Annotated in this window: 16 protein-coding genes; 11 read left to right on the top strand and 5 right to left on the bottom strand. The window is 70.1% G+C overall.

Annotated features, from left to right (window positions below; genetic code table 11):
• Positions 1–48 precede the first annotated feature (48 nt).
• The 4 genes from rplS to ACTWPP_RS32270 all read left to right on the top strand — a co-directional run bounded on the left by rplS (position 49) and on the right by ACTWPP_RS32270 (position 3567).
• The gene (rplS, locus tag ACTWPP_RS32255; RefSeq protein ID WP_089312872.1) at positions 49–399 is read left to right on the top strand and encodes a 50S ribosomal protein L19; all 351 of its coding nucleotides are present in this window, start codon (positions 49–51) and stop codon (positions 397–399) included.
• Between the two features lie 234 nt (positions 400–633).
• Positions 634–1518, top strand: a complete 885-nt coding sequence (gene lepB, locus ACTWPP_RS32260) for a signal peptidase I (protein WP_443108160.1) — start codon at positions 634–636, stop codon at positions 1516–1518.
• Between the two features lie 1015 nt (positions 1519–2533).
• Positions 2534–3256 (top strand): ribonuclease HII, encoded by a 723-nt coding sequence (locus ACTWPP_RS32265; RefSeq protein ID WP_443108161.1) that lies wholly within the window; start codon positions 2534–2536, stop codon positions 3254–3256.
• Positions 3253–3567, top strand: a complete 315-nt coding sequence (locus ACTWPP_RS32270; RefSeq protein WP_392901780.1) for a DUF2469 domain-containing protein — start codon at positions 3253–3255, stop codon at positions 3565–3567. Before ACTWPP_RS32265 ends, ACTWPP_RS32270 begins: the two co-directional genes overlap by 4 nt.
• Positions 3568–3601: 34 nt before the next feature.
• Here ACTWPP_RS32270 and dprA read toward each other — a convergent pair whose 3' ends face one another.
• The 3 genes from dprA to ACTWPP_RS32285 are packed head-to-tail and all read right to left on the bottom strand — an operon-like array spanning position 3602 to position 6660.
• Complete coding sequence (dprA, locus tag ACTWPP_RS32275) at positions 3602–4753, bottom strand: DNA-processing protein DprA (protein WP_443108162.1); 1152 nt, start codon at positions 4751–4753, stop codon at positions 3602–3604.
• Positions 4750–6306, bottom strand: a complete 1557-nt coding sequence (locus ACTWPP_RS32280; RefSeq protein WP_443108163.1) for a YifB family Mg chelatase-like AAA ATPase — start codon at positions 6304–6306, stop codon at positions 4750–4752. Before ACTWPP_RS32280 ends, dprA begins: the two co-directional genes overlap by 4 nt.
• Positions 6307–6660, bottom strand: coding sequence for a YraN family protein (locus ACTWPP_RS32285; RefSeq protein WP_443108164.1), 354 nt, complete (start codon positions 6658–6660; stop codon positions 6307–6309).
• A gap of 155 nt (positions 6661–6815) precedes the next feature.
• Between ACTWPP_RS32285 and ACTWPP_RS32290 the strand changes: the two genes are divergently transcribed.
• Positions 6816–7727, top strand: coding sequence for a tyrosine recombinase XerC (locus ACTWPP_RS32290; protein ID WP_443108165.1), 912 nt, complete (start codon positions 6816–6818; stop codon positions 7725–7727).
• A 207-nt stretch (positions 7728–7934) separates the two neighbouring features.
• On the opposite strand, the gene ACTWPP_RS32295 is transcribed toward ACTWPP_RS32290, so the two are convergent.
• On the bottom strand, positions 7935–8621 hold the full coding sequence (locus ACTWPP_RS32295; RefSeq protein ID WP_443108166.1) for a M23 family metallopeptidase: 687 nt from the start codon (positions 8619–8621) through the stop codon (positions 7935–7937).
• Between the two features lie 392 nt (positions 8622–9013).
• Between ACTWPP_RS32295 and rpsB the strand changes: the two genes are divergently transcribed.
• From rpsB to ACTWPP_RS32320, 5 genes are all read left to right on the top strand, one after another.
• Positions 9014–10036 (top strand): 30S ribosomal protein S2, encoded by a 1023-nt coding sequence (gene rpsB / locus ACTWPP_RS32300; RefSeq protein WP_443108167.1) that lies wholly within the window; start codon positions 9014–9016, stop codon positions 10034–10036.
• An 82-nt stretch (positions 10037–10118) separates the two neighbouring features.
• Positions 10119–10955, top strand: a complete 837-nt coding sequence (gene tsf, locus ACTWPP_RS32305) for a translation elongation factor Ts (RefSeq protein ID WP_443108168.1) — start codon at positions 10119–10121, stop codon at positions 10953–10955.
• 256 nt (positions 10956–11211) lie between these two features.
• Positions 11212–11913 carry a UMP kinase gene (gene pyrH / locus ACTWPP_RS32310; RefSeq protein WP_443108216.1) on the top strand — a complete coding sequence of 234 codons (702 nt, stop codon included), beginning with the start codon at positions 11212–11214 and terminating at the stop codon, positions 11911–11913.
• A gap of 89 nt (positions 11914–12002) precedes the next feature.
• Positions 12003–12560, top strand: coding sequence for a ribosome recycling factor (gene frr, locus ACTWPP_RS32315; RefSeq protein WP_443108169.1), 558 nt, complete (start codon positions 12003–12005; stop codon positions 12558–12560).
• On the top strand, positions 12560–13624 hold the full coding sequence (locus ACTWPP_RS32320) for a phosphatidate cytidylyltransferase (RefSeq protein ID WP_443108170.1): 1065 nt from the start codon (positions 12560–12562) through the stop codon (positions 13622–13624). The genes frr and ACTWPP_RS32320 overlap by 1 nt, the downstream gene beginning before the upstream one ends.
• 32 nt (positions 13625–13656) lie before the next feature.
• On the opposite strand, the gene ACTWPP_RS32325 is transcribed toward ACTWPP_RS32320, so the two are convergent.
• The gene (locus ACTWPP_RS32325; protein WP_443108171.1) at positions 13657–14802 is read right to left on the bottom strand and encodes a suppressor of fused domain protein; all 1146 of its coding nucleotides are present in this window, start codon (positions 14800–14802) and stop codon (positions 13657–13659) included.
• 114 nt (positions 14803–14916) lie between these two features.
• Here ACTWPP_RS32325 and rlmN point away from each other — a divergent pair, with 114 nt between their 5' ends.
• Positions 14917–16074 carry a 23S rRNA (adenine(2503)-C(2))-methyltransferase RlmN gene (gene rlmN / locus ACTWPP_RS32330; protein WP_443108172.1) on the top strand — a complete coding sequence of 386 codons (1158 nt, stop codon included), beginning with the start codon at positions 14917–14919 and terminating at the stop codon, positions 16072–16074.
• Positions 16075–16136: the final 62 nt, after the last annotated feature.

Below are 16136 nucleotides of genomic sequence, written 5' to 3' on the forward strand. Positions count from 1 at the left end.
CCACCGGGGCCTCTCGACGCCCGCGTTCGACCATGAGGAACCGCAGCGATGCACACCCTGATCCAGGAGATCGAGAAGGCCGCGATGCGCGCCGACGTGCCGGATTTCCGTCCGGGCGACACGTTGAAGGTGCACGTGCGTGTCACCGAGGGTAACCGGAGCCGTATCCAGGTCTTCCAGGGCGTGGTGATCCGGCGTCAGGGCGGCGGCGCCCGCGAGACCTTCACCGTCCGCAAGGTCAGCTACAGCGTCGGCGTCGAGCGGACGTTCCCGATCAACAGCCCCTCCATCGACAAGATCGAGGTCGTCACCCGCGGCGACGTCCGCCGCGCCAAGCTCTACTACCTGCGCAACCTGCGCGGCAAGGCCGCGCGCATCAAGGAGAAGCGCGACCACTGAGCCCCTTTTCCTCCGCCGCCGAGACCGCGAAGCATGTGCCCGCCGAGGATGAGAAGGACTCGTTGAGCGGATGAACCACGACGCCCCGGAAACCCGTAACGGTGACCGGGGCGTTGGGCGTTTCGGAGTGAGTCGACCGCCTCGTCCGCCGGCGACACGCCCACGGGAGGCGTACCGCGGGCCCCTCGCCGCTAGGCTTTCGCTCTGATGACTGACGAGGACGATCGGAGAAACGTGCGATCCGAAGCCGAGGGCGCGGTGCCCGAAGAGAAGGAGCCCGTGGACTCGGACGAGGAGACGGCCGACGACTCCGAGGACGACGGCAAAAAGAAGAAGAAGCAGGGCTCGTTCTGGAAAGAACTCCCCGTCCTGATCGTGGTCGCCGTCGTACTGGCCCTCGTCATCAAGGCATTCGCGGTCCAGGCGTTCTACATCCCGTCCGGTTCCATGGAGAACACCCTCCAGGTCGGTGACCGCGTCCTCGTCAACAAGATCGTTTACCACACCCGCGACATCGCCCGCGGCGACGTCATCGTCTTCAACGGCCTCGACTCCTGGGACCCGGAGGTCCAGGTCGAGGAGCCCGGCAACCCGGTGTCGAAGGTGCTGCGCGCGATCGGTACCGCCTTCGGTGTCGCGCCCAACGAGAAGGACTACATCAAACGCGTCATCGGCATCCCCGGCGACCGCGTCAAATGCTGTGACGCCCAAGGCCGGGTCACCGTCAACGGCGTCCCCCTGGACGAGAGCTCCTACCTCTACACCGACCCGATCACGCACGAGAAGAACAAGCCGTCCAACGACCCGTTCGACGTCACCGTGAAGCCGGGCCAGTTGTGGGTCATGGGCGACCATCGCGAACTCTCCTACGACTCCCGCTCCCACCGCGGCGACCCCGGTGGCGGCACCATCCCGATCGACCGCGTCATCGGCCGCGCCTTCGTCATCGTCTGGCCTCTGGACCGCATCGGCACCCTCCCGATCCCCGACGCCTTCGAACGAATCGCCCTGCAGAAAACCGCCGCCGCGGCCCTTCCCGCCACCCCCTACGCACTAGGCGTCATCTGCACCCTCCCCCTCGCCTACTTCCGATACCGCCGCCGCTGGAAAACCACCTGACCAACCGTTACCGTCCCCGACAAGAACGCCGCCCCACCCACGCCGCCCTCCCCACCGAGAAGCCCCGCACCCTCCACGGCGATCGCCGCCAGAGGGACCCGAGATGCCTCCGGCCGCTTCGTGCGAGGCACGTCTGAGCGCCGAGGACGCGGCCAAAAGTGCAGGCGCCCGGCCCGCCCGCGACGCCCTTGCCGCGGTGGCGCACCGGGCCTTCGGTGGTCGGCGCCGGGGGACGTGGCCGTTCGCGATGGCTGCGGCCGTTTCGTGCGGGCACGTCCGAGCGCCAAGACGCGGCCACGGGGGAGGCGGCCAGGCCGCCCCGTGATGCCCTTGCCGCTGTGGCGTCCCGGGCCGTCGGGGCTATCGCAGGCGGGTCGCCCGCCATGCTTGTGGCAGTTCTGCGGGCAGGTCTGGGAGAAGACGCGGTCACGGGGGAGGCGGACGGGCCGCCTGCGACATCCTCAGGCCTCCTCGGGGGCGGCCGGGACCTTGGCGGGCCGCCCCGCCGTGATGACTGCGGCCGGGGCATGTCTCTGGGGCCCAAGACGCGGTCAGACGGGCACACGCCGGCCTGCAGTCGTTGCGGTCAAGTGGATGCCAATGAGTGCGGGCTGGTCGATGGCCCCTGTTTCGTCAAGTTGCATCTGGGTTCCGTTGGCGGTGGCGGTGGGTGGAAGACGGGGCGCGCCAGGCGGTGTATGGACGCCCGTTGGGCGGCCTTGGGCGGTTCGCCGGGGGACGTAGTCGTGGGTCTGTTCATCGCAGCGTGTGCGGCGTCATGGCGATGTGGGAGAGCGCCGAGTTGGGTTGCTTGTGTCTTCTGCGGATCAGTCGCCGGTGTCGGTTCCTGCCCGATGACGCTTGGGTTCCAGCCGGTTGGCGTTGTCGCCTGCGGGAACGAGAATTGTCGCGGCGTTGGCAGGGTCGGCGCCGTGCTCCTCCAGGAGGTCGGACAGATGACGGGAACGGGGCGTTCGGGGCGCGGCGGGACGTTGTGGGGACGTACGCTGCGGGCATGAAGGGTCGTCCGCTTCGCTTCACGCCGCGCCGCGACGCGGGCATGCACGCGTTCGAGCGTGCTCTGGATCATGCGGGGTTCAGCCCCGTCGCCGGCGTCGATGAGGCGGGGCGGGGGGCGTGCGCGGGGCCGCTGGTCGTCGCGGCGGTGATCCTTCAGGGTGGACGGCGCAGGATCGACGGCCTCACCGATTCCAAGCTGCTCAGTCCCGCGCGCCGGGAGGAGCTGTACGCAGAGATCACCGAGCGCGCGTACGCGTGGAGCGCGGTGGTCATCCCGTGCCACGACATCGACCGGATCGGCCTTCATCGGTGCAACGTCACCGGAATGCGGCGGGCTCTGGCCGCCCTGGACAAGCGGCCCGCGTACGTGCTCACCGACGGGTTCCCGGTGCCCGGCCTGGATGTCCCGGGGCTTGCGATGATCAAGGGGGATCAGGCCGCGGCCTGCGTGGCGGCGGCGTCGATCGTCGCGAAGGTCACCCGAGACCGGATCATGGTGGGCCTTCATGAGCGGTATCCGGAGTACGGGTTCGACGTTCACAAGGGGTATGTGACCCGTGCGCACGGCAGGGCGCTCGCCATGCACGGACCTTGTCCAGAGCATCGGTTCTCCTACGTCAACGTTGGGCGTGCCTTGCGTAACAATGGAGAGGTGGACGTGGAGGAGACTGAAGGGGAGGTCCCCGGCGAGGGCCGCACGGAAGGGGCACGGGCGTGAGCGCGGAGGATCTCGAGAAGTACGAGACCGAGATGGAGTTGCAGCTCTATCGCGAGTACCGCGACGTCCTCGGGCTCTTCGGCTATGTCGTCGAGACCGAACGCAGGTTCTATCTCACCAACTCGGTCGACCTCCAGGTGCGCAGCGCCGACAACGGCGAGATCTTCTTCGAGGTCACGATGCAGGACGCCTGGGTCTGGGACATGTACCGTCCTGCCCGCTTCGTCAAGAACGTGCGTGTCGTTACGTTCAAGGACGTCAACGTCGAAGAACTCGCCAAGAGCGACTTCGAGCTTCCCTCGGATCAGTGATGTGGTGGCGCCCGGTTCGCCTGCCCTGAGTGCTTCATTCTGTGTTCCCGCGAGGCGCCTTCGCGGACTTGGTGAGGCGCCAGCCGGCGGGCGCGCGTTCGACGAAGCCGGCGGCGGCCAGGAGCCCCAGCTTGGCGTTGACCGTCGTCAGGTCGACGCCCGCCTTGACGGCGAGCTGGGCGGGGCCGGTCGCGCCGCGGGCGGGGAACGCCTCCAGGACGGACCGGGTGACCGGTTCGAGACGGTCGCGTGGCAGGACGGGTGTGTCGGGGGGCGGGGCGAGGTCGGCGCCGATGCGTCCCACGGCCTCGATGATCTCCTCGGTGCGGGTGATGAGGGTGGTGCCCTCCTCGCGCAGCAGCCGATGACTGCCGACCGATGACCGGCTGGTGATCGGGCCGGGCACGGCCATGACGACGCGGCCGAGTTTGGCGGCCCAGCCGGCGGTGTTGAGGGCGCCGCTGCGGGCCTCCGCCTCGACGATGAGCGTCCCCCGGGACAGTGCGGCGATCACCCGGTTGCGGACCAGGAACCGGAGGCGGTGCGGGTGGGTGCCCGGCGGCGACTCGCTGACCAGCAGGGAACGCCGTGCCACCTCGGCGAAGAGGCCCTCATTGGACGCCGGGTAGGGGACATCGACACCGTTGGCGAGGACCGCGACCGTGGGGCCGTCGGCGGCCAGGGCGCCGCGGTGGGCGGCCGCGTCGATTCCGAGGGCGCCGCCGGAGATCACCGTCCAGCCCTTGTCGGCCAGATCCGAGGCGAAGTCCGCTGCGGCGCGCAGCCCGTACGGGGACGCGGCGCGGGAGCCGACGACGGCGACCGAACGCAGGCATCCGTAACGCAGGTCGCCGGGGCCGCGCAGCCACAGGGCATAGGGGCGTCCTCCGCCGAGGTCGTCGAGGGTCGTCGGCCATTCGGGGTCTCCCGGGCAGATGAGGCGCCCGCGGAACCGGGCGCAGACGGCCATGTCCTGATCGGGTTCCGCGGCGATCAGCCGGATCCGCCAGTGGTCGAGCCGCTGGAGTTCCTTGGCGTCGGCGGATACGCCGTCGGGGAGCTTGCCGGTGCGGACCGATTCGAGCGCCTGCTCCGGGCCGGAGTGGTCGATGATCCGGTTGAGGAAGGTGTCGCCGGGCTCCGCCACGGCGGTGAGGGTGGCGCGGGCGGTTCGCTCATCGCTCATTGGCGCCCCGCCGACCACAGGGTGAGCGCACCGCCGACGTCGTCCGGGCCGGGTTCGTCGTGGCCGGCCAGGTCGGCGATCGTCCAGGCGACCCGCAGGATGCGGTCGAGGCCGCGTGCGCTGAGCGTCCCCCTCTGCAGGGCTTCGTCGGCGGCGTGCATCGCCTCAGAAGGGGGTGTGAAGTGGCGCCGCAGCTCCGGCCCGGGGATCTCGGAGTTGGAGCGCCACGGGGTGCCGGCCAGCCGTCTGAGCGTCCGTTCCCTGGCGAGCAGGACGCGTTCGGCCACGACCTTGCTGGATTCGGCGAACTCCAGGTCGTAGCGGAGTTCGGCCCGGCTGGCCGGCGTCAGTTCGAGCTTGAGGTCGATGCGGTCGAGGAGCGGGCCGGACAGGCGGGTGGCGTACTTGCGGCGGGTTCCGGGGGCGCAGGAACAGTCGACCTGCTTGGCCGCGGCGCACGGGCACGGGTTCGCCGCCAGGACGAGGGTGAACCGCGCGGGGAAACGCGCCATGCCCTCGATCCGGCTGATCCGCACCTCGCCCTCTTCGAGAGGCTGGCGGAGGGCGTCGAGTGTTCCCGCGATGAACTCCGGGGCCTCGTCGAGGAACAGGATCCCCCGGTGGGCGAGGGACACGGCGCCCGGCTGGAGGACGCGGCCCGAGCCGCCGCCGACCATCGAGGCGCGCGAGGCGGTGTGGTGCGGCGCGTAGAACGGCGGCTGGGTGATCAGCGGCTGGCCGGGGCGGAGGGTCCCCGCGACGGAGTGGATCGCGGTGACCTCCAGCGCGATGTCGGGCTCCAGGGGCGGCATCAGCGTCGGCAGCCGCTCCGCGAGCATCGTCTTCCCGCAGCCGGGAGGGCCGGCGAAGAAGAGATGGTGGCCTCCCGCGGCGCTGATCTCCAGCGCTCTGCGCGCTTCGGCCTGCCCACGGACGTCGGCCAGGTCGAGATCGGGCGGGATGTCCCGCCGCCGGATGGCGAGCCCGTCCGCGGGCGAAGGAGGCGTGCCCTCCTCCTCGTCCTCCTCGATCGGGGGCGGCTCGTCGCGCAGAAGGCAGAGAAGGCCGCGCAGCGTGCTCGCGGACACCACCTTCATGCCCGGGACGAGCTCGGCCTCGGCGGCGTTCGCGCGGGGGACGACGACCGTCTGGCAGCCCTGGTTGGCCGCGGCCAGCACGCCGGGCAGGACGCCCTGGATGGGGCGGATGCGGCCGTCCAGGCCGAGTTCGCCGATCATCACCAGCCCGGCGCAGGCCCGTGCCGGAACGGCCTCGGCGGCCGCGAGCAGAGCGATCGCGATGCTGAGATCGAATGTCGAACCCTTCTTCGGCATGCTCGCGGGGAACAGCGACACCGTGACGTGCCTGTTGGGCCAGTCCTCGCCCGAATTGAAGATCGCGGCGCGGACCCGGTCGCGGGCCTCGCTGAGCGCCGTGTCCGGGAGGCCGACCAGGTGCAGGCCCGGGACACCGCTGGTGATGGCCGCCTCCACGTCCACCACGAAGCCGTCGACCCCGACCAGGGACACCGAGCGGGTCTTCGCGAGGGTCATCTAGCACACCTCCCGCAGGTGATCGACCGAGAAGCCGCCGCCGTCGGCGACCAGGCCGAGGACGTCCACCCGCACGGGCGCACCGGTGACGCCGTGCGCGGTGGCCCACCGCCAGGCCAGCCGCCTCAGCCGGGCCGCCTTGTCCGCGGTGATCGCTTCGAGGGGATCGCCGAAGCGGACCGAGCCGCGGGTCTTCACCTCGCAGACGACGTGCCGGCGGCCGTCGTGGGCGACGATGTCGAGTTCGCCCTCGGGGCACCGCCAGTTGCGCTCGATGATCGTCCAGCCGAGTTCGACCAGGTAGTCGGCGGCGGCGTCCTCACCGCGCCGGCCGAGAGTGATGTGGGCGTTCATGGGCCTCACCTCCGGTCCTCGACGGTGCCGGAGCGTCACGATGCCCCTCCGGAGAACGACCTCCTGTGGATAACTTCGGCGAACATCTGCGGCGATTCGCGCGAAATCGGTCTGCGGTGCTTGCTTCGGTCACGGGGTTGGCGGAGCGTGACGCTGTGACCAACGCGCTTCAGGACGCCATCCGCGACTTCGAGCGGCATCTGCGCGCCGAACGCGACGTATCGCCGCATACGCTGCGGGCCTATCTCGGTGATCTGAGCGACCTGACCGGCTACGCCGCCGACGCCGGCGTGACGGAACCCGCGGGTTTGGACGTGCCGCTGCTACGTGCCTGGCTCGCCCGCCAGCACGCTCTGGGACGATCCCGCGCCACCCTTGCCCGCCGGACGGCCGCCGCGCGCGCGTTCACACGGCATCTGCACCGGCGCGGCCTGCTCCAGGACGATCCCGGGCTACTGCTGGGCACGCCCAAACGCCAGCGTGATCTGCCTGGGGTGCTCACCCAGGGCGATGCTGCACGTCTGCTTGACACCATGGACGCGCAGGGCCCGGTGGGGCTCCGCGATCTGGCCGTCCTGGAGACGCTCTATGGGACCGGCGTCCGAGTCAGCGAGCTCTGCGGCCTCGACATCGACGACCTGGACACCGGTCGCGGGACGGTACGCGTCCTCGGCAAGGGCGGACGGGAACGCACCGTCCCCATGGGCGAACCCGCCGCCCGCGCCGTCCAGGACTGGTTGCGTGCGGGACGGCCCGTACTGGTGACCGAGGGCAGTGGCCCCGCCCTCTTCCTGGGAGTCCGTGGGGCCCGCCTCCACCCGACCAGTGCGCGCCGCATCGTCCACGAGCGGATCTCCGAGGTCGGCCAGGTGCCCGACCTGAGCCCGCACGGGCTGCGCCACAGCGCCGCCACCCACTTGCTCGAAGGCGGAGCCGACCTGCGCAGCGTCCAGGAGATCCTCGGCCACGCCTCCCTGCAGACCACGCAGATCTACACCCACGTGTCCGCCGCGCGCCTCAAACAAGTCCACCGTCAGGCGCATCCCCGCGGCGCCCAGACCGACTAGGCCAGAACCTGAGCGCTTACCCAGCCCACACTTGGCCCGCAATGGCCTGTTCGTGCTGTGCTGCGCCGCGCCGGACTGCCGTCCCGCCCCTTTGGGAGAGGGCGGGTGCGCCAGGGACGGTCAGGGTGTGTGGCGCTGGCGGCATTCAGTTGAGAGTGTCGGCGTTCCCGTGGGCGGGGATGGGGGCGTTTGGCTGGGGCCGCGGGATCAGGGGGTGCGGCGTAGGCGGCGTTCGCGGGATAGGTCGACGACGCCTGAGGGCGGACGGCGCAGGCGGTAGCGGGCGCGGGTTCGGCGCCAGGCGAAGGCCAGTGTGAAGGCCAAGACCATGCCTGTCAGCGCCCCGCCCGTTGCCGTGGTCGCGTCACGCAGGGTCATCCTCGGCTCGTGCGAAGGCGCGGGGGCGCGCTGGGGCGCCGATGGTGAGGGCTGCGACCAGAGGGGGAGCAGGCGCACCTGGCGCTGCACGAGACTGAGCGGGTCCAGGTAGAGGGAGCCGCGGCGCAGCCCCCAGTGCAGGCACGACGCCGTGCAGTGGACCAGGCCGACCTCCAGGACGCCGATCCGGGTGCCGGACGCGACCCGGCGGCCCGCGCGGACACTGGGACGGACGGGCAGGTAGGTGGTGCGCAGCGCGCCGTGGTCGATCGCGATGACGCCACGTCCCGCCAAGCGGTCGGCGTAGGAGACGCGCCCCGGGCCGGCGGCGTACACGGGCTGCCCCGGGCGGGCCGCGAGGTCCACGCCACGGTGGCCCGCACCCCACGGGGACGCGGGCGGAGCGAAAGCCCGGATGACCTTGGGGACGGGTGGTCCCAAGGGCCACCGCCAAGCGTCCAGGCCCGGTGTCCCGGTGGCGATCACGCAGGTGAGGAGCATCGTCAGCAGCGTCATGAATCGAACCCTGCCGGTCCGGCGCGCGGGCCGCGGCGAGGCCCGCGAACTGTGGATAACTCCCGAGGCCGTTGATTCCCGGACACCTCCGCGCCCTGATAATCTGTAGGAGTGCCCGAGAGGACACCGGCCAGGGCCAGGCCGTCGCCGATCCGTCCCCAGGGCGGAGAGATGAGAAGCCGCTCCCGGTGAGCGGAGGAGTCACAGACCCGGGAACGGGTCACAGCCGCCTGGGGTTCCCCGGCGGCTGATTTCACGCGTCCGCATGCCACCGCAGACATGGTGGGGCGCCGTCCCTCGGTCCGTCGCAACGGCGACGGTGGGACGACACCCGGGCGTAGGCAGATAACCAAATGCGGCCCGGCAGGGCCCAGAGAAGGAGAGTACGGGCAATGGCACCCGTCGTCACCATGAGGCAGCTCCTAGAGAGCGGCGTCCACTTCGGTCACCAGACTCGCCGGTGGAACCCGAAGATGAAGCGCTTCATTCTCACCGAGCGCAACGGCATCTACATCATCGACCTGCAGCAGTCGCTGTCCTACATCGACCGCGCGTTCGAGTTCGTCAAGGCCACGGTCGCCCACGGCGGGACGATCCTGTTCGTCGGCACGAAGAAGCAGGCCCAGGAGTCCATCGCCGAGCAGGCGACGCGGGTCGGCATGCCCTACGTCAACCAGCGCTGGCTGGGCGGCATGCTCACCAACTTCTCCACCGTCCACAAGCGGCTCACCCGGCTCAAGGAGCTGGAGGAGATCAACTACGACGACGTGGCCGGCTCCGGGATGACCAAGAAGGAGCTTCTCGGGCTGCGCCGTGAGAAGGACAAGCTGGAGCGCACCCTCGGCGGTATCCGCGACATGGCGAAGGTTCCGAGCGCCATCTGGATCGTGGACACCAAGAAGGAGCACATCGCGGTCAACGAGGCCAAGAAGCTCGGCATCCCGGTCGTGGCGATCCTGGACACGAACTGCGACCCCGACGAGGTCGACTACCCGGTCCCGGGCAACGACGACGCGATCCGCAGCGTCAGCCTGCTGACCCGCGTCGTCGCCGACTCCGTCGCCGACGGCCTGATCGCCCGCGCGGGCGCCGCCCCCGGTGGCGACGAGAAGCCCGCCGAGGGCGCCGCCGCCGGTGCCGCCGAGCCGCTGGCCGAGTGGGAGCGCGACCTGCTGGAGAACAAGCCGGCGGAGGACGCCGCAGCGGCCCCGGCGGAGGCCCCCGCCGAAGCCGCTGCGGAGGCCCCCGCGGAGGCCCCGGCAGAGGCCCCCGTGGAGGCTCCGGCGGAGCCTGCGGCAGAGGTAGCTGCAGAAGCCCCCGCCGAGCCCGCCGCGAGCTCCGAGGCAACGGCGGAGGCAGAGGCGGAGACGCCGGCGCCGGAGGCCCCGAAGCCCGCCGAGGCCGAGCAGGCTTGATCCCGTGGTCCGGCGGCCCCGCCTGGGCGCCGCCGGACCGTCGCGGGTCCCACGACCAACGACGAGAGAAGCGAAGAGAGCGATGGCTAACTTCACCGCCGCTGACGTCAAGCGGCTACGCGACCTGACCGGCTCCGGCATGATGGCCGTGAAGAACGCCCTCACCGAGGCGGACGGCGACTTCGAGAAGGCCACGGAGCTGCTGCGCCTCAAGGGCGCCAAGGACGTCGGCAAGCGCGCCGAGCGCACCGCCGCCAACGGCCTGGTCGCCGAGTACTTTGCGAACTCCGGTGACGGGGCACTCCTCGAACTCAACTGCGAGACCGACTTCGTCGCCAAGAACGAGCAGTTCATCGAGCTGGCGAACCGCCTGGTCGAGTTCGCCGCCGGAAGCGGCGCCGCCGACGCCCCCGCACTGCTGACCGCCGAGATCGAGCCGGGCAAGACCGTGCAGGCGCTGATCGAGGAGAACAGCGCCACGATCGGCGAGAAGGTCGAGCTGCGCCACTTCGCCCACTTCCAGGGCGCTTACGTGGCCAGCTACCTGCACAAGTCCGACCCGTCCCTGCCGCCGAGCACCGGCGTCCTGGTCGAGCTGGACGGCGAGAACCCCCAGGTCGCCAAGGACGTCGCCCAGCAGATCGCGGCGATGGCCCCCCGGTACCTCACCCGCGAGGAGATCCCCGCCGAGGTGGTCGAGAAGGAGCGGGCGCTCGCCGAGCAGCTCACCCGCGACGAGGGCAAGCCCGAGCAGGCCATCCCGAAGATCGTCGAGGGCCGGGTGAACGCCTACTTCCGCGACTTCGTGCTGCCGGAGCAGGCGTTCGTCAAGGACAACAAGAAGACGATCGCGAAGGTCCTCGATGAGGCCGGCGTGAAGGTCGTGCGCTTCGCCCGGTTCAAGGTCGGGCAGGCGTAGGGGCACTCTGGAGACGGGTACCCGACAGATACCGCGAAGCAACGAGGAGGCCGCCGACGTGCCGGACAAGACGACCACTAGCGCGACGGCGGCCTCGTCGTCCGATCGGGACGTCGCCGATCAGGGCGCGTCCGACCGGAACGGGTCCGGCGGCAACGCGTCCGGCGGCACCTCGTCCGGTCGGCCCGAAACCGGTCGGCATGAGGCCGGCCGGCGCGCATCCGTCCAGCACGCGCCACGCGCGGGCTGGAAGCGGGTGCTGCTGAAGCTCTCGGGGGAGGCCTTCGCCGGACGTGACCCGCTCGGCATCGATCCCGAGATCGTCCAGCATGTGGCGGAGGCCATCGCCGAGGCCGTACGCGACGGCGTGCAGGTGGCGGTCGTCTGCGGCGGAGGCAACATGTTCCGCGGCGCCGTCATGGCCGAGCGCGGCATGGACCGCGGCCGCGCCGACTACATGGGGATGATCGGCACCGTCATCAACTGCCTGGCCCTGCAGGACTTCCTGGAGAAGCTGGGCCTCGACACCCGCGTGCAGACCGCGATCACCATGAGCCAGGTGGCCGAGCCGTACATTCCGCGGCGCGCCATCCGCCACCTGGAGAAGGGCCGCGTCGTCATCTTCGGGGCGGGCCTCGGACAGCCGTTCTTCTCCACCGACACCACCGCCGCCCAGCGCGCGCTGGAGATCGGCGCCGAGGCCGTACTGAAGGCCACTCAGGTGGACGGTGTCTACGATGCAGATCCAAGAAAAAATCCTGACGCGGTCAAGTTCGACCGCTTGGATTACGGTGAAGTTCTACAGCGGGGTCTGAAGGTCATGGACGCCACGGCCATCAGCCTCTGCATGGACAACGCGCTCCCCATCGTGGTCTTCGATCTCATGGGGCAAGGCAACATCGTCCGGGCAGTCCGGGGTGAGAAGATCGGCACGCTGGTCAGCCCGGCGGAGGGCTGACCACAGCCCGGAACCGCAGTGCGTGACGCGGCGCGGAACGCAATGTGGAACCGTAGGACCAGGGCCGACCAGATGACATGGGAGTCACAGTGATCGACGAGACCCTCCTCGAAGCCGAGGAGAAGATGGAGAAGGCGGTCGCGGTCGCCAAGGAGGACTTCCAGGCCATCCGCACCGGCCGCATCACCCCCCTGATGTTCAACAAGATCACCGCCGAGTACTACGGGACGCAGACGCCGATCAACCAGCTCGCGTCGTTCACGCTGCCGGAGCCGCGGATGGTCATCGTCCAGGTCTTCGACAAGTCGTCCATGCAGGCGGTGGAGAGGGCGATCCGCGACAGTGACCTGGGCGTGAACCCCACCAACGACGGCAACGTCATCCGGGTGGTCTTCCCCGAGTTGTCGGAGGAGCGCCGGCGGGAGTACATCAAGGTCGCGGGCGGCAAGGCCGAGGACAGCAAGATCGCGATCCGTAACGTCCGCCGGCGTGCCAAGGACACGCTCGACAAGCTCGCCAAGGACGGCGAGGCCGGCGAGGACGAGGTCCACCGTGCCGAGAAGGAGCTCGACGACGTCACGCACCGCTACGTGGCGCAGATCGACGAACTGCTCGAGCACAAGAAGGCCGAACTGCTCGAAGTCTGATGAAAATCGACGACGCCGGGGAGCCCTCGGGTTCCCCGGATGAGCCGGGGGCCGACATGGCCGGGCACGTACCGGACACCTCCCCCGAGGACACCCCGTCCTCCGGCCCCACCCCCACCGGCGCCACCCCCTCTGCAGGCCCACACCCACCAAATGCCGGCGCGTCCCGTGCGGGCGGGTCTTCCGCTGATGCGGCGTCGGATGACGCGTCGTCCGACGATGGGTCCTCTGCGGCGTCCGAAGGCAAGCGCGAGAGCAAGACCGGCCGCAACCTTCCGCTCGCCATCGGCGTGGGCGCCGCTCTCGGCGCGTTGGTGCTGCTCTCTCTCTACACGGTCAAGGAGATCTTCCTTGCCGTGATGGTCGTGTTCCTCTTGCTCGGGATCCGTGAGCTGACCGACGGGTTCAAGAGCCGCGACATCGGCGTCCCGTTCATCCCCGTCGCGACGGGCATGGTCGGCACACCGGTCGTGTCCTACGTGTGGGGGCCCACCGCCACGGTCGCCGCGGTCTCCCTCACGATCCTCGCGTTGCTGATGACGCGGATGATGGAGGGCGCCGACGGGTACGTGCGGGACGTCGCCGCCGGGGCGCTCCTGACCGGCTACCTGGTGCTGATGGGCGGGATCGTCGCGCTCCTCATGCGTCCGGACGACGGTGACCACCGCACCGTCATCTTCGTCGCCATCACGGTCGCCAGCGACACCGGCGGCTACTTCGCGGGGTCGTTCCTCGGCAAGCACAAGATGGCGCCCACGATCAGCCCCAAGAAGACCTGGGAGGGCGTCACAGGCTCGGCCCTCATGTGCATGCTCGTCGGCGGCTGGCTGGTGTGGTGGCTGCTGGACGGCGGCCAGATCTGGCAGGGCGTGCTGGTCGGCCTCGCCGCCGTGGTCACCGCTACCGCCGGGGACCTCGTCGAGTCGATGGTCAAGCGTGACCTCGGGATCAAGGACATGGGAACGCTCCTTCCCGGCCACGGCGGAGTGATGGACCGCCTCGACTCCCTGGTCGCGACGGCCCCCGTCGTCTGGCTTCTCCTGGAGCTGTTCGTCCCGAGCTAGGACGTTCGCCTGCAGTCGGGGCGCGGCGTCCCTTAGGAGACCACCCAGGAACGGCCTTGCTGGGCGAGACGCCGGATGAGCGCGTCCGACCCTTCGTTCTTGGCGTAGCGGTGTTCTTCTCCGGTGATGGGCACCAGCCACAGCCACCGGACGGGGTCGCCGTTGAGGGTCAGGCCGGTCAGACCCGGGGCCTCAGGACCCGCCATACGGCTCGGATCGTCCAGAAGAAGCACGCCCTCCCACTTCACCTCGTCGTTGCCGAGAGGGAACGTGCGGGCCTCGTGGTACCACTTGACGACATCGCCTGGGGCGAACCACGTCACCGACCGCCATGGATACTGCGCCAGCCACGGGAATATGCTGCCTGCCCGCTGGCTGGGCAGAGTGCTCGCGACGGCCAGTTCTATTCGCCCGTATGGGGCGACGTCGTCTTCGTACAGTTCGACGGTCGGCATCCGTTGGCGGCACATTCCGACCGTGCTCAGTACGGTGAACTCGCGGTCGCCCCGCGCAGGACGCTCGGACACGCCCACCGTCGGGGCCACGCCCGTACGCCCGCTGCCCAGTTGCCGGCCGACATCGTGCCAGTAGTGGCCGCCTGGCCCGAGGCGTTGCAGCAAGTGGCCGAGCACCGACTGCTGGAACTCCGCCCAGGAGTCGTCGGCGCGGCACATCTTCCAGTGCTCGCGCGCCCGGTCGATGCGAGGCCCGAAGTCCTCGATCTCCTCGTCCAGGGGGAAGGCGAACGGGCTCTGCCGCGTGGCGTCACGGGCGTAGCCGGGGATGCCGCGTCCCATGTCGGACCAGCCGGGGATCACGAACAGCGGGTCTCCGGCCTCGAGGACGGCCACGCCGTCGCCCTCCTCGAACCAGACGACCTCCAGGCCCTCGGCGTCCAGTGCCTTGCGTCCGGCCGGTTGGCGAACGTGGGATTCGGGCAGAAGCGGGGCACGGCCCGCGTCCAGGCGGGATTGGTCCAGTTCCGGCGGGGCCTTGCGGTGATTCCCGACCCAGACCGCCCCGACCACCGAGTCCCGCGCGTCCTTCAGGTAGGCCGCAGTGACGTCACCGTCGGTCTCGATGGTGAGCCGCCGGCTGCCGTACGGGCTGGCCGCGGCGTGGACGACCGTGGCCGTGGATCCCCGGGACGAGGCGGAACCCCTGCGCAAAACCGACATGATCGAGACCTTAGTCGCACACAAGGTCATGTGCAGGAATGTCGTGGTACGGGTAAAGATGCGTGGCCGCAGACGGACGAGGCACGGGCCGGTGTTTGCGACACTGGAAGGACCATGTCTACCACCCAGCCCGCCACCACCGGCTCCGCGCCCGGCTCCGCGCCCGAGAAGACCCCGGCGAAGCTCGTCTTCGCGGCCCCGAGGCGCGGCAAGCCGCCGAGGCATCTCGCCGACCTCACGTCCGCGGAACGCCGTGCGGCGGTCGCCGAGCTGGGCGAGAAGCCGTTCCGCGCCGACCAGCTGTCGCGGCACTACTTCGCCCGCCTGGTCGACGACCCGGCGAAGATGACGGACCTGCCCGCCGCCGTCCGCGAGCGTCTCGTGTCCGAGCTGCTGCCGTCGCTGCTGACCCCGGTGCGCGAGATGGACTGCGACGACGGCACCACGCTGAAGACCGTCTGGAAGGCGTTCGACGGTGTCCTGTTCGAGTCGGTGCTGATGCGCTACCCGGACCGGTCCACGATGTGCGTCTCATCCCAGGCCGGGTGCGGCATGAACTGCCCGTTCTGCGCGACCGGCCAGGCAGGACTCACCCGCAACCTTTCCACGGCCGAGATAGTCGAACAGGTCACCGCCGGCGCGCGCGCACTGGCCCGTGGCCGCATCCCAGGCGGTCCCGGACGCGTCTCCAACATCGTCTTCATGGGGATGGGTGAGCCGCTGGCCAACTACAAGGCCGTCATAGGCGCGGTACGCCGCATCACCGATCCGGCACCTGCCGGCCTGGGCATCTCCCAGCGCTCGGTGACCGTTTCCACTGTCGGGCTGGTCCCGGCGATCGAGAGACTCGCCGCCGAGGACATGTCCGTGCGGCTGGCGGTGTCCCTGCACGCGCCCGACGACGAGCTACGCGACGACCTGGTACCCGTCAACAACCGCTGGAAGGTCGCCGAGGTTCTGGACGCCGCCTGGGCCTACGCCGACCGCAGCGGCCGCCGCGTGTCGATCGAGTACGCCCTCATCAAGGACGTCAACGACCAGGCGTGGCGGGCCGATCTTCTCGGCAGGCTCTTGCGCGGGAATCTCGTACACGTCAATCTGATCCCGTTGAACCCAACGCCGGGTTCCAAGTGGACCGCTTCGCGGCCCGAGGACGAGCGCGAGTTCGTCCGGCGCCTCGAGGCCCACGGGATCCCGGTCACGGTGCGCGACACTCGGGGCAGGGAGATCGACGGGGCCTGCGGCCAGCTGGCCGCGGCGACCAAGGACTGAGCGCGCCGCGAGCGTGTCCCTGGCGCCTCGCGGCCGCAGGGACGCGGGCTGAGGAGCACGGT

It is taken from the genome of Actinomadura sp. 3N407, assembly GCF_052245875.1.
Classification (GTDB): Bacteria; Actinomycetota; Actinomycetes; order Streptosporangiales; family Streptosporangiaceae; genus Spirillospora.